The sequence below is a fragment of the Brevibacterium jeotgali genome (genome assembly GCF_900169175.1).
GTDB classification, from domain to species: Bacteria; Actinomycetota; Actinomycetes; order Actinomycetales; family Brevibacteriaceae; genus Brevibacterium; species Brevibacterium jeotgali.
Genome location: NZ_FXZM01000014.1, coordinates 18825 through 40371, shown reverse-complemented (window position 1 = coordinate 40371; position 21547 = coordinate 18825). Strand labels below are relative to the sequence as shown.

Below are 21547 nucleotides of genomic sequence, written 5' to 3'. Positions count from 1 at the left end.
GGTGCCCGCATGACGAAGGATGCAGTGCTTCGCACTGGCGACCACGAGCTGGAACTCGACCTCGTCGAATCCGCTGAGGGGAACGAGGGCCTCCGCATCGGCAGCCTCCTCAAGGAGACCGGGCAGGTGACCTATGATCCGGGCTTCGCGAACACGGCTTCGCTGTCGTCCGCCATCACCTACATCGACGGTGACGAGGGCATCCTCCGCTACCGCGGCTATGACATCGCGGATCTGACGGAGAAGTCCACGTTCGTCGAGGTGTCGTACCTGCTCATCTACGGTGAGCTGCCCACTCCAGAGCAGCTGGCTGACTTCGACGGGCGTCTGCGCGAGCACACGCTCCTGCACGAAGACATGCGCCGCTTCTTCCAGGCCTTCCCGTACGATGCGCATCCCATGCCGATGGTGTCGTCCGCGATCGCCGCGATGTCGACGTTCTACCAGGACAGTCTCTCGATCACCGATGAGGCGCAGATCGACATCTCCACCGCGCGTCTGCTCGCGAAGATGCCGACGATCGCAGCGTTCGCCCACCGCCACGCGGAGGGCGTGCCGGTCGTCTTCCCGGACAACAACCTGGGGCTCGTGGAGAACTTCCTCCGTGTGAACTTCGGGTTCCCGTCCGAGGACTACGAGGTCGACCCGCTCGCCCTCAAGGCACTGGACCAGCTGTTCATCCTGCACGCGGACCACGAGCAGAACTGCTCGACGTCCACGGTCCGCCTGGTCGGCTCGTCGCAGGCGAACCTGTACCAGTCGATCTCTGCGGGCATCCACGCTCTCGCCGGTCCACTGCACGGCGGTGCGAACTCCGCGGTGCTGGAGATGCTGGAGGAGATCCAGGCGTCGGACGACGGTCCGAAGAAGTTCATGGAGCGGGTGAAGAACAAGGAGGACGGAGTCCGCCTCATGGGCTTCGGACATCGCGTCTACAAGAACTACGACCCGCGCGCCACGATCATCAAGAAGACGGCCGACGAGGTGCTGGAGAAGCTGGGCGGCAACGACGAGATGCTGCAGCTGGCGAAGGATCTCGAGGAGATCGCACTCGCGGACGACTACTTCGTCGAGCGCAAGCTCTACCCGAACGTCGACTTCTATACCGGCCTCATCTACAAGGCTCTGGGCTTCCCGACGAATATGTTCACCGTGCTGTTCGCGGTGGGCCGTCTGCCCGGCTGGATCGCCCAGTGGCGCGAGGCCGCGAAGGACTCGGAGACGAAGATCGGGCGTCCGCGCCAGATCTACACCGGTGCACCGAAGCGTCTCTACACCCCGGTCGACGACCGCTGATCCAGCGGACGCGACTGAGGCAGCTGACACGACCGATGCAGCTGACACCCTTACACTCTCTGATCCTCACCTGAGGCAGCACGCCGAGTAAGAGCGATCCGGCCCCATCCACGTGGATGGGGCCGGATCGCTCTTACTCGTTGTCGTGGGGAGGGACTGTGAGAGAGGAGGAGGGGCGCGCACTGCGTCGTTCACCGAGCAGGATCGTCCCTGCCGTAGGTGAGCCGGCGCAGCAGGACTTCAGCGGGGCCGCGCCTGTTCTGCGCATCGAGCATGAGGGCGAGCACGAGCGACAGGAGCCACACGCCGACCGCGATCGCGAACGCGGTGGTCGTGCCGATGTGCTGCCCGAGCCCGAATCCCCAGGCGGTCAGCAGCGGGGCGAAGATGACGGACTGGAACAGGTAGAAGCTCAGTGACCGGCGTCCGATGCCGGTGACAGCACGTCCGATCACACCGGGTTCGGGCCCGATCCGCATCGCGAGCAGACCGAACAGCGCCGCATAGCCGATGCCGCCCGCGACGCCGGTGAGCGCGTTGAGGCCGCTGAAGGCCCACGCGATCATCTCCGGCATCGGTATCGCTCCCACGAAGAGGAGTGCGTCGGGCAGGGCACCCGCCGCGCCGATGACGATGCCCCACACAGCGATGCGTCCGAGCGCGCGTCGATGGGCGGCGGGTGCATCGAGCAGCCCGTGGCGCGCTGCGAGCCAGCCCAGCACGATCGCCAGCGGGAACGTGAGCATGAGCAGCGTGCCGGGAGTGGACGCGAGCCACATCCCTCCGCGGGTGAGGGCAGCGAGGAGGTAGTTGGACTGGCCGGAGAACATCTCCGTCATCCCCTGGTCGCCCATGGCCGCGCTGATCTCGTCCTTCACCTCGGGCGGCAGGAGGAGCATGAGAGCGGCCGCTGCGCCGGTGAGGAGCGCGAAGACGGCAAGGAGCCCCGCGAAGATCCAGGAGACGATCTTCAGCGTCCGGTCCGTGCGTCGGAAGAGGAGTGCGCCGATCACGATCCCGGTCAGCCCGTAGGCGCCCAGCACATCACCGTTGAAGAGCAGGAGTGCGTGCACGAAGCCGAACACGATCAGCCACAGATGTCGCCGCACGAGCATCCGACCGATCGACTCCTGCGGCAGGCCCCGTGCAGTGCGCGAACGCGCGAACTGGACCATGCCGTAGCCGAACAGGAACGCGAACATCGGATAGATGCGGCCGTCGACGAAGATGATCGACAGCGTGGCGAGAGCGGTGTCGAGCGGTCCGCCGTCCGTGGGGTGCGCGGACGTCAGCCCCGTGGGGTGACCCCAGAGGTGCCACGACACGTTCGCGATCGCGATGAGCAGCAGCATGAAGCCGCGAGCCATATCCGGTGCAAGTGCGCGCGGCATCACGGCGGCGGGGGTCGGCGGCTGCGGCGGAACGGACGGATGGGTGCTCATGGACTCTCGCAGATGTGGACGAAGAAGGTGGGTCCGGGACGGACCCACCTTCTCATGTGCTGGATGCCCTGAACCAGGCTCCGGCTCGCGTCAGCTGAGGACGAGCATCGACCTCAGTGCAGGTCGGGGTTGAGCTCGATGCCCTTGTCTGTGCGTGCATGCGCCTCGACGCCGCCGGTCCGGCCGTTGCGGCGCAGCAGCACGCCGTCCGCCCCGGACAGTTCGATCGCCTTCACGACGCGATCGCCGTCGGTCACGACGGCGACGGGGGTGCCGGCTGTGATGTAGAGCCCCGCCTCGACGATGCAGTTGTCGCCCAGGGAGATGCCGATGCCGGAGTTCGCGCCCAGCAGGGTCCCTTCTCCGACAGTGATCTTGAGCGCGTTGCCGCCGGACAGTGTGCCCATGATGGAGGCGCCGCCGCCCACGTCCGTCCCGTCGCCCACGACGACGCCCTGCGAGATGCGCCCCTCGATCATCGCGCTGCCCAGCGTGCCCGCGTTGAAGTTCACGAAGCCCTCGTGCATCACGACGGTGCCCTCGGCCAGGTGAGCACCCAGGCGCACACGGTCCGCGTCGCCGATCCGCACGCCCGACGGGACGACGAAGTCGGTCATGCGGGGGAACTTGTCGACGCCGTACACGGCGACCTGTCCGTACTTCGCGGTGAGCTTCGCACGCACGACGTCGAAGCCCTCGATCGCGCACGCGCCGGCCGACGTCCAGACCACGTTGTTGAGGGAGCCGAAGAGCCCCTCGAGGTTCTGCGTGTTCGGTGCGACGAGACGGTGCGAGAGCGCGTGCAGGCGCAGGTAGCCGTCAGCGGCATCCGCCGGCGGAACGTCCAGGTCGATGACCGTCGTGACGACGTCCGCGGTGGTCCCGCGCAGGTCATCGGCACCCGTGAGCGGTTCGAGCACGGCGGAGTCGAACGCGGCGTTCGCCGCGGCCTCGGCATCCTCCGGGGTGTCCCGGAGTACGGGGGCGGGGTACCAGACGGAGAGGACGGTGCTGTCGTGTGCTGTGCGCAGGCCCACGCCTGCTGCGAATCGTGCTGTCATGAGGCCCAGCCTACCGGTCCGAGACCCGGCGGTAGGCTGGCGGCATGACCCCTCCCGCCCACCCTGCGGCCCGTGACTCCGCTGCCCTCGGCGCAGCCCTCGACGACCCCGTCGAGCTCACCGCCCGCCTCTGCGACATCCCGTCCGTGTCCGGCGACGAAGCCCGGATCGCGGACGCCGTCGAGGCGGTCCTCAGGGAGCTCTCCGCAGGCGGGGGACCTGAGCTGGAGATCGTGCGCAACGGCGATGCCCTCATCGCGCGCACCTCCCTGGGTCTTCGCGAACGCGTCCTGGTCGCGGGTCACCTCGACACCGTCCCCGTCGAGGACAACCTGCCCACCGACCGCCGCGTCCTCGACGGCCGGGAGGTCGTCTGGGGCCGGGGAGCGTGCGATATGAAGGCGGGGGTGGCCATGCAGCTCGCCGTCGCCCGCGCACTGCGCGCGCCCACCCGCGACGTCACGTGGGTGTTCTACGACCATGAGGAGGTCGACGCCTCTCTCAACGGACTCGGTCGCCTCGCCGCAGACCACCCGCAGATGCTGGCAGCCGACCTCGCGATCCTCGGCGAACCGTCCAACGCGGGCATCGAGGGCGGCTGCAACGGCACCATCCGCGTCGAGGTGACGACCTCGGGCGTGCGTGCCCACTCCGCCCGCGCGTTCATGGGGGTGAATGCGATCCATGCCGCGGCACCGATCCTCGCGGCACTGGCCGACTACGAGGAGCGCACCGTCACCGTCGACGGCCTCGACTATCGCGAGTCCCTGTCCGCCGTGGGCATCAGCGGGGGAGTCGCCGGCAACGTCGTGCCGGACGCCTGCACCGTTGTCGTGAACCACCGCTTCGCCCCGTCGACCACGGGTGCCGAGGCCGAGGCCCGCCTGCGCGAGCTCTTCGCCGGCTTCGACGTCACCGTCGTCGACCTCTCCGAGGGAGCACGACCCGGTCTGGACAGGCCCACCGCGCAGGCGTTCGCGGACGCGGTCGGTGCTCCGGTCGCCCCGAAGCTCGGGTGGACGGACGTCGCCCGCTTCAGTGCGCTGGGCGTCCCCGCCCTCAACTTCGGGCCGGGTGATCCGCTCTTCGCCCACCGTGCGGACGAGCACGTGCCCGCCGCCGAGGTCCTGGCCGCCTCCTCCGCACTCCTCGCCTTCCTCGAGCCGACGGCCCCGGCCCCCGCGTGGGCGGACGAGGACGCACGATGAGCCGTCGCCGCGTGACGGGTCCCGTCGTGCGCGGATCGCAGGTCCCTCCGTGGACTGCGGATCAGCGACTGCTCGATCGGGATGCGAGCTCCGACTGGGCCCACAGCGACCCGTGGCGCGTGCTGCGGATCCAATCGGAGTTCGTCGAGGGCTTCGGCACCCTCGCAGAGCTGGGCCCGGCCGTGTCCCTCTTCGGCTCCGCCCGCCTGCGGGAGGGGACTGAGGAGTACGCGCTGGCCGGCGACATCGCCCGCGGCATCGTCGCGTCGGGCTGCGCGGTCATCACCGGCGGAGGCCCCGGCATCATGGAGGCGGGCAACAGGGGAGCGGTCGACGCGGACGGGGTCTCCGTGGGACTCGGCATCGAGCTGCCCTTCGAAGCCGGCCTCAACGACTCCGTGGACCTGGGCATCGAGTTCCGCTACTTCTTCGTGCGCAAGACGATGTTCGTGAAGTATGCGCGCGGCTTCGTCGTCCTGCCCGGCGGCTTCGGGACCCTGGACGAGCTCTTCGAAGCGCTCACGCTGGTGCAGACGGGCACGATCACGCGGTTCCCGATCGTGCTGGTGGGCACGGAGTTCTGGGGCGGACTCGTCGACTGGATGCGCACCACACTGGTGGGTCGAGGCGTCATCGCCCCCACGGACATGGATCTCTTCCAGCTGGTCGACACTGCGGACGAGGCGCTCGCCGCCCTCGCCCCGGGACTTCCCCGTGCCGCAGGCGCGGCCGCCGGATCGCCCACGGAGGAGGACCCACCCACCGACGGAACCGGCACTGCATGAGACACGACCAGACCCGTGCCGGCCCCGGAGGCCCGGGGGCCTCGGCGGCGCCTGATGCCGTCCTGCGGATCGGCCGCCTCACCGCCGGCCCCGGGCGGCCCGTCGTCATGGCGGTCATCAACCGATCGATCGACTCCTTCTACACGGCAGCGCCCACGACCGAGGCGGCGGTCCGCGCCGCGGCCGACGCCCACGCAGCGGGTGCCCGGATCGTCGACATCGGGGGAGTGCGCGCCGGCCGCGGACCCCGCGTGGGCGTCGAGGAGGAGATCGGACGCATCTGCCCGGTCATCGAGGCGATCCGTGAGGAGATCCCTGACCTGGTCATCTCCGCGGACACCTACAGGGCACCCGTGGCGCGGGCAGCCGTCGCGGTCGGAGCCGACATCGTCAACGACACCTGGGCCGGCGCGGACCCGGATCTGCCGTTCGTGGCCGCCGAGGCGGGGGCCGGCCTCGTCTGCTCGCACACGGGGGGCCTGGACCCCCGGACGGACGCCCACCGCAGCCGCTACGGCCTGCTGCCCGAGGACGTCGTCGACGATGCACTGGACGGCGTCCTCACACTGGCTGAGCGCGCCCGGTCCGTCGGGGTCCCGCCCGAGCGGATCCTGCTGGACCCCACCCCGGACTTCGGGAAGAACACGCGGCACTCGCTGAGCGTGCTGAAGCACATCGGGGCCTTCGCCGACCACGGCATGCCGGTGCTGCTCGCGATCTCGCGGAAGGACTTCATCGGCGAGTCCGTGGACGCGGACGTGCCCGAGCAGCGGCTGCCCGCCACGCTCGCAGCCACGGCCTACGCGGTGGAGCACGGAGTCGCCGTGATCCGCGCCCACGATGCCGTGGCCACGGTGCAGGTGGTCGATATGATCGGGGCGATCCTCGGGACGGCGCAGCCCCGCCGCAGCGTCCGCGGCCTGCGCTGAGGCCCGGCCGGAGAATGAGCGCACACCGTGGCCTGAGCGCACTCCGCTCCGGCTGCCGCGCTGGGGCCGGGCCGGAGCCTGCACCTGCGCTGTGCACTCGGCTCGTCTCCCTGTGAGAGCATGGGCGCATGCCGATGTGGATCATCCTCGGAGTGTGCGCAGCCGTCTTCGTCCTCGTCATCGCCTTCGCCGGAGCGCAGGGCGCATTCGACGGTGGGATGGACGACGAGGAGACTGACGTGCCCCCGGCACAGCGGCTCACAAACGATGCGGGGGCCGGTGACATCGCGGCGCTCCGCTTCACACCCACCCTGTGGGGATACCGTCCCGCAGAGGTCGACGACGCACTCTCACGGCTCCAGGCCCGCATCGCCGTCCAGGACGCGCGACTGGCGGCCCTGGGCGCGCAGGTGACCGGGCAGCCGCCCGAACCGGGCACCGAGCCCACGGACCGGGGTGCGGAGTCATCGACGAGGCCGTCTGCGGCGACCGGCTCCGGCGCAGCGACCTTCTTCCACGATCTGTGAGGGCGGCCTCGGGCGGGGCCCCCCGGACAGTCGACGCGGCGCCCCGCATCCTCCCGGGCGTCTTCCACCGCGGTCGACTGATCCGTGCGTCTCAGGCGATGCTCCTCCTGCCCTTCTGGCTGCAGGCGCTCTGCGTCTACCTCGTGTCGCGGATCGTGTCGCTGGGGATCATGGGCATGGTCGTGCGCACCCAGCCCGATTCGCCGTGGACGACCGGCACGGAGACCTCCCTCAACGATTTCCTGAACTTCTGGGACGGTGGCTGGTACGAGACGATCGCGGTCGAAGGCTACCCCGACGCCCTCCCGGTCTACGCGACCGGCGAGATCGCACAGAACCAGTGGGCGTTCTACCCGCTCTTCCCCATGATGGTCCGCGACATCACAATGGTCACGGGCTCGGAGTTCGCCGTCGTCGCCCCGGTCCTGTCGACCGTGTGCGGCGCTGCGGCCGCCATCGTGATCCTCGACCTGTTCCGCACGGTCACCACGCACGGGCGGGCGCTCACGGGTCTGGCGTTCGTCCTGTTCTTCCCGGCCTCACCCATCCTCAGCACCGCGTATGCGGAGTCGCTCACGCTGCTGCTGCAGGCGCTCGTGCTGCTCCTGGTGGTCCGCCGCAGGTACCTGTGGGCGGTCGCGCCGGTCTTCCTCATGGACCTGTCGAGGCCGATCGGCGTCGCGTTCGCGTTCTTCATGCTCATCCACCTCATCAGCCGCTTCCGCCGTCGCCACGAGGATCCGTATCCGCGCGCCGAGGTCGTGGCATCGTGGGCACTGGGCGTCCTGTCGTGCGTCGCGGCGCTCGTCCATCCCCTCCACGCGTGGATCCGCACCGGGTCGCTGACCGCCTACACGGACACGGAGGCCGCGTGGCACACGGGGGAGACGCACCTCGTCAGCCAATGGGTGACCGCAGGGGAGCGCTGGTTGGGGCCGCTCAGCCTGCCGACGCTCCTCGTGCTCGCGCTGTCCCTCATCGCTCTGCTGGTGTCTCCGGCGGGACGGACGATGGGGAGGACCCTCCAGCAGTTCTGCGTCGGCTACGGCCTCTACCTCCTGATCTTCTTCACGCCGCAGACGTCCACGCTCCGTCTGTTCCTGCCGCTGTTCCCGCTTGCCCTGGCGCTCGCCGCGTCGCGGTCGTGGGCCGTGCGGGGCATCGTGCTGGTCGCCTTCACCCTCCTCCAGATGATCTGGGTGGGGTGGCTCTGGCACTTCACCCCGCCGAACGATCTGCCGCCGTGACTCGCTCACATGACGGCGCTGCACCCAATCCGTCGGCTAATGGTGGATAATCGACTCAGACAACTTTTCGACGCGAAGGGATGCTCCCATGGCAGCACAGAAGCCCCGCACGGGCGACGGACCTCTTGAGGTGACGAAGGAGGGACGCAGCATGGTCCTGCGACTGCCCGTCGAGGGAGGCGGACGTCTGGTCATCGAGATCAGCCGTGACGAGGCACAGGACCTCCACGACACCCTTGCGGAGGCAATCGGGAACTGAACCCGGTCCCGACGCTCCACGGCCCTCTGACGCAGCGATGCGGACAGAGGGCCGCTGTCTTCGCCGTGCAGGGCCCCCTCATAGCCGCAGGACGCTCCTCAGAGCCGCCGGAGGACGAGCATCCCGTCGTCGATCGGCAGCAGCAGCCGGGTGAGGTCGCTGCGCTTCTGCAGGTCGTTCAGCAGCTGTCGGATCGCGCGCACCTGCGGTGAGCGGACGGCGGGGTCCGCGACGGACCCGCCCAGCATCGCCTGATCGAGGACGAGGACGCCCCCGGGCTCCAGCCGCTCCAGTGCGAGCGGGACCAGGCGGGGCGCCTGACCCGCTTCCGCATCGATGTGGACCAGGTCGTATGTGCCGTGAGCCAGCCGCGACAGCACCTCGTCGGGCCGACCCGTCATCATCCGGACGCGGTGCCCTGCGAGATCCGCGTGCACGATGAGCTCCCGAGCCACCGCCTGGGCCTCTGCGTCGGTGTCGATCGAGGTGAGGATCCCGGACCTCGGCATGCCGCGCAGCAGCGCGAGGGTCGCCGTACCGGTGCCGGTGCCGACCTCGATCGCCGCCGACGGGTTCAGGAGCCCGGTGAGGAAGGTGAGCGTCGCGCTCGACGTGGGCGGAAGCGGACGGCGCCGGTAGTCCTGGGCGATCGTGCGGGCGGCGTCATCCACGACGTCCGTGCCGTTGTACTGCTCCGCCAGGCGTGCGCTGGCGGCCCAATCGCGGGACATCGGGTCTCCTCTCCGCTGGGTGTCGTCGGTCATCGTCGACGTGTGCGGCGTCCCTCCCTGCAGCAGGTCCACGGATGTCGGGCATACGGACACCTCAGTCTAATCCGGCGCGTCGTCAGATCCCGCAGAAGGCAGATCTGCGAGCGCGTCGCGCACGCAGCCCGCGAAGTCGACAGGATCCACACGGGCCCGCGGCATATCGATGCGCTGGTCGCGTGTGAGCGGCATGTCCTCGTCCCGCCAGAGCGGCAGCGCACGGGCCGTGAGGGGTGCGGGGAGCGCTCCGCGCACATTCGGCACCCGCCACCACTCGACGGTCGCCCCGACGGAGCTGAGCACTCTCGCGACGAACCGGGGCGAGGCTCCCACGGCTCGGCCTATCTCGCCGTAGGCAGCGGCTCGACCGGGTGGGATGCATTCGACGGCGCGCAGCACCCGCTCGACCCCCAGTTCGTCCATGACCGCGATCGTCTCACAGTGGTGTGCCGGGGTGACGGAGGGCGCGTGACGTGATGGGCGCAGGGGCCTTCCGCGTTGGTAGGATCGGCCCCATGTTCGGCATCAACGGTTTCGAGATGGTCATCCTCGTCCTTGTTGCCCTCTTCGTCATCGGCCCCCGGCGCCTGCCCGAGTACGCCGCCAAGCTCCGTGACTTCGTCCGCAGCTTCCGGCGGATGGCCGAGGGCGCGAAGGAGACCGTCAAACAGGACTTCGGCGCTGATCTCGACGAATACGACTGGCGTTCGCTGGATCCCCGCCAGTACGACCCCCGCCGCATCGTGCGCGAAGCGCTGGCGGAGGAGGACCGTGCGATCCGTGAGGAGCAGTTCCGGACGGGTCGCGACAGAGGAAGCGCGGCGACTGGAGGCTCGACCGGCGCGCGGTCGGGCACGCAGAGCACGGCCGGGTCGTCATCCGGATCCGGCGCATCGGACGCTGCAGGGGCCTCGGGCGGTTCCGGTGACCCCGCCCGGTCTGCTGCGGCCACCAGCGCGGCTGAGGCCGCCGCGACGACGCTGACCCCGATGGAGCGCCACCGCGAGCAGGTGGGCCGGCGTCAGGACGGACAGGGCGCACCGTTCGATCCGGAAGCCACCTGAGACAGTCCCGACTGCTGCGGCCTCGACCGGGGCAGTCCTGACTCTTCCGGGTCAGTCCAGGCTCTTCCGGGGCAGTCCTGGCTCTTCCGGGGCAGGCCCGACTGTTCCGGTCGAGGCCGCCCCAGACCCTCAGTCGACGGGGCTGAGCCCCAGGCTCCGCCCGGCCAGTGACTGCGAGCGCACGCGCAGCCGCGAGGCGATGTCGCGCAGAGCGGCGGGCCCGGGTTCGTCGGGGCGGCTCAGGACTGCGGGCAGACCCGCATCGGCGCCCTCGCGCACAGTCGGGTCCAGCGGGATCTGTCCCAGCAGGGGGACGTGCTCCTGCCCGCCCGCGTCCGCGAGCCGCGTCGCGAGCGCGTCGGCGACCTGACGTCCGCCGCCCTCGCCGAAGACCGGGTTGTGGCTGCCGTCCGGCATGACCATCCAGGACATGTTCTCGATGACGCCGGCGATCTTCTGGCCCGTACTGGTGGCCAGCGCCCCCGCCCGTTCTGCCACCTGTGCGGCGGCCTGCTGGGGCGTCGTGACGATGAGGAGCTCCGATTCGGGCAGCAGCTGACCGACGGAGATCGCGACGTCGCCCGTGCCCGGCGGCAGGTCGAGCAGCAGGACGTCGAGGTCGCCCCAGAAGACGTCGGTGAGGAACTGCTCGAGCGCGCGGTGGAGCATGGGACCGCGCCACACGACCGCCTGTCCCGGGTCCACGAACATGCCGATGCTCATGACCGCCACGCCGTGCCCCGGCTGCGGGAGGATCATGTCCTCGAGCTTGGTCGGCCGGCCCGTCACACCCATCATGGGCGGGATGGAGAAGCCGTAGATGTCCGCGTCGAGGATCCCCACCTGGAGGCCGGAGGCGGCCAGCTGTGCGGCGAGGTTCGCCGTCACCGATGACTTGCCGACGCCGCCCTTGCCGGATGCGACCGCGATGACCCGCGTGAGGTTGTCGGGCTGCGTGAAGGGATTGACCCGTCCGTCGCCGCTGCGCAGCCGGTCCCGCAGGGCCCCGCGCTGTTCGGGCGTCATCACGCCCAGTTCGACGTCGACGGACTCCACGCCTGCGACGGTGGATGCCGCGTCCCGCACGTCCTTGCTGATCGTGCCCTTCATCGGGCAGCCGGCGATCGTGAGGAGCACCTTCACGTGGGCGGTGCCCGCGGAGTCGATCGAGGCGGACTCGACCATGTCGAGATCGACGATCGTGCGGCGCAGCTCCGGATCTATGACGGTGCCGAGTGCCTTCCACAAAGGGTCCTGGGCTGTCTCCTGAGGTGAGTCCTGGTCCGTCATCTGTCGATCACGTCTTCCTTCCCGAGGCCGTCGGTTCCGAGGCCGTCGTCGGTGCGGCTGCTCCTGCTGTTCGCGTCGTCAGCACGCTTCTCGTCGTGAGCGCGCTCGTCAGCGCGCTCGTCTGCGCGGGCCTCTTCCATCTCCTCCAGGAGGGAACGCAGTTCGGACCGGATGAAGTCCCGGGTCGCGACATCGCGCATCGCGATCCGCAGACTCGCCACCTCACGGGCGAGGAACTCCGTGTCCGCGAGGTTCCTCTCCGCCCGCTGGCGGTCCGCCTCGAACTCGACGCGGTCGCGGTCGGCGGACCGGTTGTCCGCCAGCAGCAGCAGGGGAGCGGCGTAGGAGGCCTGCAGCGACAGGATCAGGGTGAGCAGCGTGAAGTTCAGGTTCCGCGGATCGAACTGCAGGTGTTCGGGTGCCATGGAGTTCCACGCCAGCCACGCAGCACAGATGAGCGTCATCCACACGAGGAACATCGGGGTGCCCATGAAGCGGGCGATGCCCTCGGCGACCCGTCCGAACGTGTCCGGCGGCATGCCGACCTGGGGGAGGCGCCTGCGCGAGCTGCGAGGCGTGTCGAGTCCGGGGCGGTCAGTCCGTGCCATCTGCAGAGTCCCCCTTGGGCTCGTCGCGCTGGTCGCGCCAGTCGTCGGGCAGCAGCGCGTCGAGCACGTCGTCGACGGTCACGACGCCCACGAGGTTCTCGTCCTCGTCCGTGATCGGCACGGAGACGAGGTTGTAGGCCGCGAGCAGTGCGGCGACCTCGCCGGTCGGCGCCTCCGGAGACAGCGGCTCGACCTCCGTGTCGAGCAGTGCACCCACGGATTCGTGGGGCGGGTGCCGGAGCATCTCCTGGATGTGGACCAGACCCAGGTACTTGCCCGTCGGGGGTTCGAGGGGCTGCCTGCACACGAACACGGCGGCTGCGAGTGCTGCGGGCAGCTCCGATCGTCGGACGTGCGCCAGCGCCTCGGCGACAGAGGCCTCCGGGGACAGGATGACCGGCTCCGTCGTCATGAGGCCACCGGCCGTGTCGTCGTCATAGGCGAGTAGGGTGCGGACGTCTTCGGCCTCGTCGGAGTCCATCGCCTGGAGCAGCCGTTCGGCCTGCTCGTCCGGCAGCTCGCCCAGGAGGTCCGCGGCGTCATCAGGCTGCATCGTCTCCAGCAGGAGAGCGGACCGCTCCAGGCCCACGCCCTCCAGCACCTCGATCGCCTCGTCCTCCGGGAGCTCCTCCAGCACGTCTGCGAGCCGTTCGTCGGAGAGTTCGCGCACGACGTCCATCCGTCGCCTCGTGTCCAGTTCGCGCAGGACGTCCGCGAGGTCGGCGGGCTTCGTCTCCTGGTAGGCGGCGATCAGCTGGGTGGCGTGCTGGTCGTCGGTCGGATCGATGGGGAACTCGACGTCGATCCAATCGACCTGCAGGGTCTCCCCGCGGCGCCGGAGCACGTCGAGCGGAGTGCGCTGCCCCTTGTGGCGGCGGACGAAGAGACGGGAGATCTCCCAGTCGCGGCTGCGCTGCTGCTCGATGCCGATGTCCTCGATGATGACCGGCGACCGGTCCGAGCGCAGCATCAGCGGCTGATCGAGCAGGTCGCCCATGACGAGCGTCTCCGACGCGCGCTTGACGAACCGTCGCATGTTCACGAGTCCCGTCGTGATGACGGCTCCGACGTCGATGCTGGTGACCCGGCCGATCGGAACGAAGACGCGTCTCCGGCCGGGCACCTCGACGACGAATCCGATGACCTTGGGCGGCTGACGCAGCGTGGACCGGTAGACGACGACCGCGTCGCGCACCTTGCCCACCTGATCACCCAGCGGATCGAGGACGTTCGTCCCCGCCAGCCGCGCGATGAAGATCCGTTCCGTCCCGACGCTCATGGCTTCATCGTACGTGTTCGCGTGTCATGTCCCGGTGGTGCGCAGGACCTCCCAGGCGGTCGCCAGATCCGGGGCCAGCTCGCGCAGTGCGGCGGGTCGGGGCGCCTGCTGCGCAGGGTCGGTCTCAGCGGCATCCGGACCGCTCGCCGTCGCGTCGCGGAGGTGGGGCCGGGCCGTGAGGGCGGCATCGAGGATCGCCAGGGACAGGGCGTCCGCCGCGGCGCAGTTGAGGCCCACGATCGAGGTCGCATCGATGTCCGCATCCGCACCGCCCGTCGCCATCGCGAAGACGGTGTCCCCGTCGAACAGGGTGTGCGAGGGGTGGATGGCACGGGCGAGGCCGGCCTGTGCCGACTGCGCCAGGCGGGTCGCCTGCGCCGCGTCGAGCCGCGCATCGGTGACGATGGCTGCGATCGTCGTGTTCCGCTGGGGCGTGACGGCGTTCGCCGCCGTCGCATCGAGTGTGAGTGCCCGGTCGATCCAGTCCGACGGCACATCGGGCAGCTCAGCGCCCGTCCGGGCGAGCACGCCGGAGGCGTGGAGCCTGCCGGACGGCTCGATGACGTCACCCATCGGATTCGCGATGACGATGGCTGCGACGAGGTGCCCCGAGGGTGTCCGCAGACAGACGGAGCCCAGCCCGCCGCGCAGCAGCCCCCGCCCGATGAAGGCCCCGGTCCCGCCTCCGACGCTGCCCCGGACCGGGGCCTCGGCGACGGCGGACCCCCCGTCCGGGCAGGCGCGGCGGTATGCGGCCAGCCCCATCTCCGCGTCCGGGTGCAGGAGGGTCCCGTCGCCGCGGCCCAGATCGTAGACGGCTGCAGCCGGCACGATCGGCACGTACGCCCCGGGGAGCATCGGGGCGGGGAACCCGCGGCCGTCGGCGGCGAGCCCCCGCTGGACGCCGAGGACCGAGGCCAGTCCCCACGCGCTGCCGCCGGTGAGCACGACGGCGTCCGCGCCGGGGGAATGGGTGCCGGGTGCCAGCACGTCGGTCTCGTGCCCGGCCGGTCCACCGCCGCGCACGTCGACGCCGGTGACCGTGCCCTGCGGCGGGACGATGACGGTCGTCCCGCTCAGCCAGCCGTCATCGGTGCGCTGTGCGCCGCCCACCCGGACGCCCGGCACCGTCGCGACGGACCCGCCGGGGACGAGGCTGCCGAACGGCTCGCGGAACGGAGCGGACAGGGGAGATTCGGAGGCGGTCATCGGTCGGTGCGCGCCGGGGCCAGCGACTGGACCCAGTCCTCGACCTCTGTGCGCGTGCGGGGGAAGCCCGCGGACAGGTTCTCCACACCGGTCTCCGTCACGAGGACGTCGTCCTCGATGCGGATCCCGATCCCGCGGAACTCCTCCGGCACGAGCAGGTCGGCCTCCTTGAAGTAGAGGCCCGGCTCGATCGTGAAGACCATCCCCGGCTCGATCCGCGCGCCCAGGTACATCTCACGCCGGGCCTGCGCGCAGTCGTGCACGTCGAGGCCCAGATGGTGGCTGGTCCCGTGGACCATCCAGCGCCGGTGGTGCTGCCCGGATTCGCTGAGCGAGTCCTCGACGCTGACCGGCAGCAGTCCGAAGTCGTGCAGGCGCTTCGCGATGACCTCCATCGCTGCGGCGTGGACGTCTGCGAACTGGACGAGGCGGTCGACGTGCTCGGCGGCCTTCGCGAACGCGGCGTCGGCGGCTTCGAGCACCGCGTCGTAGATCTTCGCCTGGACCTCGGTGAAGCGCCCGTCGACCGGGAGGGTGCGTGTGATGTCCGCGGTGTAGAGCGAGTCAGCCTCCGCGCCTCCGTCCAGCAGCACCAGATCGCCGGACCGCACGACGCCGTCGTTGCGGATCCAGTGGAGGGTGCAGGCGTGATCGCCGGATGCGGCGATCGTGTCGTAGCCGACACCGTAGCCGTCCAAGCGCGCGGCGGCCTCGAAGCTCGTCTCGATGACCCGCTCACCGCGAGGATGGTCGACGGCGGCCGGCAGAGAGGCCACCGCGCGATCGAAGCCCCGGCGCGTGATGTCGACCGCGTGGCGCAGCTGGTCGACCTCGTGCGCGTCCTTGACCAGGCGCAGCTCGGAGAGGAACTCGAGCAGCTCATCATCACCGGACTCTGCGGCCTCCTGGTCGGCTCCCACCTGGTCGCGCGCCTGGGCGACCGCCTGCTCGACGGTGGTGTCGGAGCCGCGCAGCAGGCGGACGGACAGGGAGCCCAGGTCCTTCGTGACTGCGTCGAGGGCGGTCGTCGAGTCCGCGGTCGCGATCCCGGTGCGGACGCGCATCGTGTCCAGGTCGTCGCGTGCACCGACCCAGTACTCGCCGTAGCGGGCGTCGGAGAAGAACTCCTCCGTGTCCGCACCCGCGCGGGGACGGAACCAGAGGGTGACGTCATGGTCGCCGGCGTCCGCCGGTTCGAAGACGAGCAGCGCGTCCGGCTCCGAATCCGCCTCCAGGCCGGTCAGATGGATGAACGCCGAGTGCGCACGGAACCGGTAGTCGGTGTCGTTCGAGCGGACCTTGAGCGGTCCTGCCGGCACGACGATCCGCTCTCCCGGGAACCGCTGCGACACGGCGTCCCGCCGTGCAGGTGTCCAGGCGGCCGCCGGCAGCGGCGCTGCCGACTCCAGCGGAGCGCTGTCCCAGCCGGAGGCGACGAAATCGCGGAAGGCAGTCGAAGCGGGGCGCTGGGAGCGGTTGTTGACGCGGTCGGACATGTCCTCGGACGAATCGGCACTCATGGGCCCATCCTAACGACGGACCTCTGCGGGCCCGGGGCCGGCGGTGATTCCGCGCGCGGGGTCTCTACGATGGGGTCATGCGCGCTGACCTCCATACCCACACCCGCTTCTCCGACGGGACGCAGAGCCCCACTGAGCTCGTCGCGGAGGCCTCGAGTGTCGGTCTGGACGTCCTCGGCCTCACCGATCACGACACCACGGCCGGCTGGAGCGAAGCGGCGCACGCCGCCGCGCACCACGGGATCGGGCTGCTGCGCGGCATGGAGGTGTCCTGCCGGTGGGAGGGCATCAGCGTGCACATCCTCTGCTACCTGCACGATCCCGTGGGGGCGGAGATCACCGCAGCGATCGATCAGGCGCGCGACGACCGGATCGTCCGCAGCCGGCTCATGGTCGATCGCCTGGCGCAGGACTTCGCGATCACCTGGGAGGACGTGCTCGAGCTGGCAGGCGCGGACGCGACCATCGGCCGCCCCCACATCGCAGACGCCCTGGTGCGCTCCGGCGTCGTGGCCGATCGCACGGAGGCCTTCGGCAGGCTGCTGTCCGGCAGCGGGCCCTACTACGTCGCGCTGCCGGTCATCTCGCCGGTCGAGGCGATCGGCATGATCCACGACGCAGGCGGTGCTGCGGTGTTCGCCCACCCGCTGGCATCGGCGCGCGGTCGGGTCGTACCCGACGCAGGGCTGCGGGAGATCATCGCAGCGGGACTGGACGGACTGGAGATCGAGCATCGCGACAACCCGCCCGAGGGTCGCGCACGGCTGCGGGCGCTGGCCGACCAGCACGGACTGCTCACGACAGGGTCGAGCGACTACCACGGAGCGGGCAAGCCCAACCGGCTGGGCGAGAACATGACGGCGCGCGACCAGCTCGCAGCCCTTGTGGCGCGCACGAGCGGCACGGAGCCGATCGGGCTCGCGTGAGAGGGCTCGACGGTCCGGCTGCGACGGAGCTCTGACCCGAGTGCGGATGAGGCACGAGCCTTCAGCGACTGCAGAGTCGGCAGCGGCTGCAGAGTCTGCAGAGCCAGGAACGCACTGATCCCGGCGTCCGTCCGTCCCCCGCACAGATGCGGGTGGACGGCGGAGGTCGGGATCAGTGCGTGTCAGGCGGCAGCGCAGGTCACTCCGTGAGGGACCTGCGCTCGTGGCCTGCGGGCCTCAGTCCTGTGTGGACACCGGTGTCGGCTGCTGGCTGCGGCCGGACCCGCCGCGACGGCGGCGGCGACGACGGCGTGTGCCGTTCGAGGACGAGCCGTCGCCCTCGCCGGCGTCGGCAGCGGGTGAGGAGGCGGGTTCGGAGGACTGTGCGGGGGCCGCTGCATCCTGTCCGCCGCGCGTGCGCCTGCGCGACCGGCCGCCGGACGACTCACCGTCGGAGCGGCGTCGGCTGGAATCGCGACCGTTCTCACTGCGACGCTCCGAGCTGCGGCCTCCGCGGCCCTCGGAACGGCGTGAGTCGGTGGACTCTTCTCCTGCGGTCGGCCGGCGCCGGGTCAGGCGCCCCTTCGTGCCCGCGGGGATGTCGAGGTCCTCGAAGAAGTGCGGCGACGTCGAATACGTCTCGACGGGGCTCTCGAAGCCGAGGTTCAGCGTACGGCTGATGAGGCTCCAGCGCGGCACGTCATCCCAGTCGACGAACGTGACCGCGATGCCGGTTCGGCCCGCGCGCCCGGTACGGCCGACGCGGTGGACGTAGATCTTCTCGTCCTCGGGGCACTGGTAGTTGATGACGTGCGTGATGTCATCGATGTCGATGCCGCGGGCGGCGACGTCGGTGGCGACCAGCACGCTGATGCGACCTTCGCGGAATGCTGCGAGGGCCTTCTCCCGCATCTGCTGGTTGAGATCGCCGTGGAGCGCCCGGGCGTCGAAGCCGCGGTCGCGCAGCTCCTCGCCCAGACGATCGGCCGTGCGCTTCGTGCGGGCGAAGATCAGGGTCTTCCCGCGACCCTCCGCCTGCAGGATCCGTGCGACCATCTCCGACTTGTCCATCGCGTGGGCGCGGTAGGCGAACTGGCGCGTGGTCGCATTCAGCTGCGATTCGTCGGACGGATCGTGGGCGCGGATGTGCGTGGGGCGCGACATGTACCGGCGTGCCAGTGCGATGACGGCTCCGGGCATCGTCGCGGAGAAGAGCATGGTCTGGCGGGTGGTCGGCAGTGCGGCGACGATGCGCTCGACGTCGGGCAGGAAGCCGAGGTCCAGCATCTCGTCCGCCTCGTCGAAGACGGCCGTGCGGATGCTGTCGAGCCGCAGCACGCGGCGACCGTAGAGGTCGAGGAGGCGGCCCGGTGTGCCGACGACGACGTCGACGCCGTTGGCCAGGCTCTCGATCTGCGGCTCGAAGGCCTTGCCGCCGAAGATGGTGACGACTTCGAGTCCGGGACGCCTGCGGCTCGCGACGACGAGGTCGCCGGCCACCTGGGTGGCGAGCTCACGGGTGGGGACGACGACGATCGCCTGCGGGGCGCGTCCCTGGGGTGCGGGAGCGCCCTCCTCGCCGGGCGCCTTCGTGCGCTGGAGCAGCGGAAGACCGAAGCCCAGCGTCTTGCCGGTGCCGGTCTTCGCCTGGCCGATGATGTCCGCGCCGCTCAGGGCGACGGGCAGGGTCATGGCCTGGATGGGGAAGGGGTGGTCGATGCCTGCGTCTGACAGGGCCTCGACAATGGGGTCTGAGACGCCGAAATCGGCGAAAGTCTGCTGAGAGTCGGTCACTGGTTCTCCTCACGGCGCTCCGTGCGGAGCACCTCCGGTACATGTGCGCCTCCGGCGGGCCGAAGCCGTTGTTCGGCTCCAGACGCACCGCGGGGCGGGACCGCTTCGCCGCGCACATCCGCGTGATGGACGTGCGTTCCGCGAGCGGAGGGCAGCGGGTCCGGCGCACCGTGTCGATGCGGCGATCGTGTGCGCATCGGCCGACAGGCGAACTCTCGCCGTTGGTCGGTGTGGGCGACCGCGCGCAGACCACTCGTGTGTGCTCGCGACGGACATGCCGTTCGGGCCGCTGGGCTGCCCGGTATCGATGATACACGCAGGCGGCCCAACGGCCCGATGAGGAGAGGGAGGAGGTGCGTCAGACGACGCCGAATCCCACGCGGCGCGCCTTCTCCTCGCCGACCTCGATGTATGCGAGGGCGTCGCTCGGGACGATGACCCGGCGGCCCTTGTCATCGTCGAAGGTGAGCGGTCCGCCGTCTGCCAGAGACTTCGTCACCGCTGCGGTGACGTCGTCGCGGGACTGGTCCGACTCGAGGACGATCTCGCGGTTGGTCTGGCGCATGCCGATCTTGATCTCCACTGTGCACTCCTGGTGGCGAGTTGGGTTGGTTCGGCCCCAGCCTAGTCGCGCGCTCGTCCGTGTGCGGGGCGGTCCGCTGACGGCTGATTCTCGTCCGGGACCTCCGCCGCGTAGGGCAGGCCGCCGAAGCCGGTCCACAGCACGTCGCTGATCACCTCTGCGATGTGGTCGCGGTCGAGGTCCGGGTCCTCGGAGAGCGCGACGGCCGCCCCCTCGCCCATCTGCATGACGGATCGGCCGACCACCAGTGCTTCGTTCCACGAGAGCTCGGTGCTGCGCTGCACGATCTCACCGATCATGTGCGACATCTTCAGCCGTACCGAGTGCACGACCCGCAGTGCCTGCGGCTCGTAGGAGTCCGCGCGGAAGAGGACGGAGAACTCGTGGGGATGATCGTCGACGAAAGCGAACAGGGCCCGCACGGTCGCCTGCATCCGGTACTTGTTCGAGGCCGGCAGTGCGATCGCTGCCGACAGCCGCTCCGTGAGCGAATCCGCCGCCTGCTGGAGGACGACGAGGTAGAGGTCGAGCTTCGATTCGAAGTGCTGGTAGAGCACCGGCTTGGAGACGGCTGCGGCCTCCGCCATCTCGTCCATCGAAGCGGCGTTGTAGCCGCGTGCGGCGAACCGCTCCATGGCGGTCTCCACCAGCTGCCGCCGGCGCTCAGCACGGGGGAGTCGACGAGTCGCGGATGACATGCGTGACAGTGTATGTGAGGTCGGCCGGTCACCGGACGGGTGGGTGCGGCGCGCCGGGAGGCGGCGAACGGGAGGTGCGGTCGGTCCGGCGCATAGGCTCAGATGCATGCTCCGCATCGCCACGGCCAACATCAACGGCATCCGTGCCACACGGCGTCGAGGCTTCGGCGAGTGGATGGCCACGCGCGGGTGCGACGTCGTCGCACTGCAGGAGGTGAGGGCTCAGGCGGAGAAGATCCCCGCGGGAGCGTTCGGGGACTTCCACGCCGCGCTCGACACGGGCTCCCTTCCCGGCCGCAGCGGAGTCGCGGTGCTCACGAGACACCCCGCCGAGGCGGTCCGGACCTGGGGCGCGACGGCGCTCGTGCGTGCGCCGGGGGACGCACACGTCGAGCCGGTGGCCGCTCCGGACCACGTCCCCCGTGCGCGCGGTCTCGCGAGATTCGCCGACGAAGGCCGGTACGTCGAGGTCGACCTCGCCGACGTCCCCCTCACCGTGGCGAGCCTCTACCTGCCCAAAGGGGGCCTGCCGGCAGAGCTGCAGCGCCCCGAACGGATGCGTGGGGCGCCGGACGGAGGAGCTCGCTACGAGCGGAAGATGGGCTTCATGTCGGCCTTCTCCCGCTATCTGACCCGGACCCGCCGTGCAGCGGCGGCCGCCGGGCGCGAGTTCCTGCTCATGGGTGATCTCAACATCGCGCAGACGCATCACGACGTCGCCGCCTGGCGGCGCAGCCGGCAGGCCGACGGCTTCCTCCCGGAGGAGCGGGACTGGATCGGGCGGCAGCTCTCCCCGCGGACACTCGTCGACGTCGTCCGCAGCCTCCACCCCGGTGAGGAGGGACCGTACTCGTGGTGGTCCTGGGCGGGGCAGTCGTTCGCGAAGGACGCCGGATGGCGCATCGACTACCACCTCGCCACACCCCGCCTCGCACGTGCGGCCGTGCGGGCGGAGGTCGACCGGGAGTTCCGCGGCGAGCGACTGTCGGACCATTCGCCGGTCGTCGTCGACTACGACCGGTGGTGACGCTCATCCAGGTGCAGTGCCGGCTGTG

General features: G+C 70.2%; 22 protein-coding genes. 10 read left to right on the top strand and 12 right to left on the bottom strand.

Annotated elements, in window-relative coordinates:
* The first annotated feature begins 9 nt into the window (after positions 1–9).
* Positions 10–1296: a citrate synthase gene (locus BJEO58_RS12875; protein ID WP_101589879.1), complete on the top strand. Its 1287-nt coding sequence runs from the start codon at positions 10–12 to the stop codon at positions 1294–1296.
* Positions 1297–1487: 191 nt separating this feature from the next.
* On the opposite strand, the gene BJEO58_RS12870 is transcribed toward BJEO58_RS12875, so the two are convergent.
* Both BJEO58_RS12870 and dapD read right to left on the bottom strand, forming a co-directional pair.
* A complete protein-coding gene (locus BJEO58_RS12870) occupies positions 1488–2738 on the bottom strand; it encodes a DUF418 domain-containing protein (RefSeq protein ID WP_246076030.1) in 1251 nt (416 codons plus the stop codon).
* Positions 2739–2851: 113 nt separating this feature from the next.
* Positions 2852–3799, bottom strand: coding sequence for a 2,3,4,5-tetrahydropyridine-2,6-dicarboxylate N-succinyltransferase (dapD, locus tag BJEO58_RS12865; RefSeq protein ID WP_101589878.1), 948 nt, complete (start codon positions 3797–3799; stop codon positions 2852–2854).
* A 44-nt stretch (positions 3800–3843) separates the two neighbouring features.
* Between dapD and dapE the strand changes: the two genes are divergently transcribed.
* The 6 genes from dapE to BJEO58_RS12835 all read left to right on the top strand — a co-directional run bounded on the left by dapE (position 3844) and on the right by BJEO58_RS12835 (position 8754).
* Entirely contained in the window at positions 3844–5007 is a 1164-nt protein-coding gene (gene dapE, locus BJEO58_RS12860) for a succinyl-diaminopimelate desuccinylase (RefSeq protein WP_101589877.1), read from the top strand.
* Positions 5004–5792 (top strand): LOG family protein, encoded by a 789-nt coding sequence (locus tag BJEO58_RS12855; RefSeq protein ID WP_101589876.1) that lies wholly within the window; start codon positions 5004–5006, stop codon positions 5790–5792. Before dapE ends, BJEO58_RS12855 begins: the two co-directional genes overlap by 4 nt.
* Entirely contained in the window at positions 5789–6721 is a 933-nt protein-coding gene (folP, locus tag BJEO58_RS12850; protein WP_101589875.1) for a dihydropteroate synthase, read from the top strand. Before BJEO58_RS12855 ends, folP begins: the two co-directional genes overlap by 4 nt.
* 128 nt (positions 6722–6849) lie before the next feature.
* Complete coding sequence (locus BJEO58_RS12845; RefSeq protein WP_101589874.1) at positions 6850–7248, top strand: DivIVA domain-containing protein; 399 nt, start codon at positions 6850–6852, stop codon at positions 7246–7248.
* Positions 7245–8495, top strand: coding sequence for a hypothetical protein (locus BJEO58_RS12840; protein ID WP_246076029.1), 1251 nt, complete (start codon positions 7245–7247; stop codon positions 8493–8495). Before BJEO58_RS12845 ends, BJEO58_RS12840 begins: the two co-directional genes overlap by 4 nt.
* Before the next feature lie 88 nt (positions 8496–8583).
* Positions 8584–8754, top strand: a complete 171-nt coding sequence (locus tag BJEO58_RS12835) for a DUF3117 domain-containing protein (RefSeq protein ID WP_087008589.1) — start codon at positions 8584–8586, stop codon at positions 8752–8754.
* Positions 8755–8852: 98 nt separating this feature from the next.
* Here the strand turns inward: BJEO58_RS12835 and BJEO58_RS12830 are convergent, their stop codons facing one another.
* Together BJEO58_RS12830 and BJEO58_RS12825 are read right to left on the bottom strand one after the other, a co-directional pair.
* A complete protein-coding gene (locus tag BJEO58_RS12830) occupies positions 8853–9485 on the bottom strand; it encodes an O-methyltransferase (protein ID WP_101589910.1) in 633 nt (210 codons plus the stop codon).
* A 99-nt stretch (positions 9486–9584) separates the two neighbouring features.
* Positions 9585–9944, bottom strand: coding sequence for an MGMT family protein (locus BJEO58_RS12825; RefSeq protein WP_101589873.1), 360 nt, complete (start codon positions 9942–9944; stop codon positions 9585–9587).
* 92 nt (positions 9945–10036) lie between these two features.
* On the opposite strand from BJEO58_RS12825, the gene BJEO58_RS12820 reads away from it, so the two are divergent.
* A complete protein-coding gene (locus tag BJEO58_RS12820; protein ID WP_101589872.1) occupies positions 10037–10585 on the top strand; it encodes a twin-arginine translocase TatA/TatE family subunit in 549 nt (182 codons plus the stop codon).
* 129 nt (positions 10586–10714) lie between these two features.
* Here the strand turns inward: BJEO58_RS12820 and BJEO58_RS12815 are convergent, their stop codons facing one another.
* From BJEO58_RS12815 to BJEO58_RS12795, 5 genes are read right to left on the bottom strand one after another with little or no spacing between them, the layout of a single operon-like run.
* Positions 10715–11875: an Mrp/NBP35 family ATP-binding protein gene (locus BJEO58_RS12815; protein WP_101589871.1), complete on the bottom strand. Its 1161-nt coding sequence runs from the start codon at positions 11873–11875 to the stop codon at positions 10715–10717.
* Positions 11872–12483: a DUF1003 domain-containing protein gene (locus tag BJEO58_RS12810; RefSeq protein ID WP_101589870.1), complete on the bottom strand. Its 612-nt coding sequence runs from the start codon at positions 12481–12483 to the stop codon at positions 11872–11874. Before BJEO58_RS12810 ends, BJEO58_RS12815 begins: the two co-directional genes overlap by 4 nt.
* Positions 12470–13762 (bottom strand): magnesium transporter MgtE N-terminal domain-containing protein, encoded by a 1293-nt coding sequence (locus tag BJEO58_RS12805; RefSeq protein WP_101589869.1) that lies wholly within the window; start codon positions 13760–13762, stop codon positions 12470–12472. The genes BJEO58_RS12810 and BJEO58_RS12805 overlap by 14 nt, the downstream gene beginning before the upstream one ends.
* A gap of 24 nt (positions 13763–13786) precedes the next feature.
* On the bottom strand, positions 13787–14971 hold the full coding sequence (locus BJEO58_RS12800) for a P1 family peptidase (protein WP_101589868.1): 1185 nt from the start codon (positions 14969–14971) through the stop codon (positions 13787–13789).
* Entirely contained in the window at positions 14968–16491 is a 1524-nt protein-coding gene (locus BJEO58_RS12795) for an aminopeptidase P family protein (protein ID WP_101589867.1), read from the bottom strand. Before BJEO58_RS12795 ends, BJEO58_RS12800 begins: the two co-directional genes overlap by 4 nt.
* Before the next feature lie 77 nt (positions 16492–16568).
* Here BJEO58_RS12795 and BJEO58_RS12790 point away from each other — a divergent pair, with 77 nt between their 5' ends.
* Positions 16569–17417, top strand: a complete 849-nt coding sequence (locus BJEO58_RS12790; protein ID WP_101589866.1) for a PHP domain-containing protein — start codon at positions 16569–16571, stop codon at positions 17415–17417.
* Positions 17418–17654: 237 nt separating this feature from the next.
* On the opposite strand, the gene BJEO58_RS12785 is transcribed toward BJEO58_RS12790, so the two are convergent.
* The 3 genes from BJEO58_RS12785 to BJEO58_RS12775 form a co-directional block, all read right to left on the bottom strand.
* Positions 17655–19211, bottom strand: coding sequence for a DEAD/DEAH box helicase (locus BJEO58_RS12785; protein WP_101589865.1), 1557 nt, complete (start codon positions 19209–19211; stop codon positions 17655–17657).
* A gap of 358 nt (positions 19212–19569) precedes the next feature.
* Positions 19570–19794 carry a DUF3107 domain-containing protein gene (locus BJEO58_RS12780; RefSeq protein ID WP_101589864.1) on the bottom strand — a complete coding sequence of 75 codons (225 nt, stop codon included), beginning with the start codon at positions 19792–19794 and terminating at the stop codon, positions 19570–19572.
* A 41-nt stretch (positions 19795–19835) separates the two neighbouring features.
* Positions 19836–20492 carry a TetR/AcrR family transcriptional regulator gene (locus tag BJEO58_RS12775; RefSeq protein WP_180951954.1) on the bottom strand — a complete coding sequence of 219 codons (657 nt, stop codon included), beginning with the start codon at positions 20490–20492 and terminating at the stop codon, positions 19836–19838.
* Positions 20493–20598: 106 nt separating this feature from the next.
* Here BJEO58_RS12775 and BJEO58_RS12770 point away from each other — a divergent pair, with 106 nt between their 5' ends.
* Positions 20599–21519, top strand: a complete 921-nt coding sequence (locus BJEO58_RS12770; protein WP_101589863.1) for an exodeoxyribonuclease III — start codon at positions 20599–20601, stop codon at positions 21517–21519.
* Positions 21520–21547 lie beyond the last annotated feature (28 nt).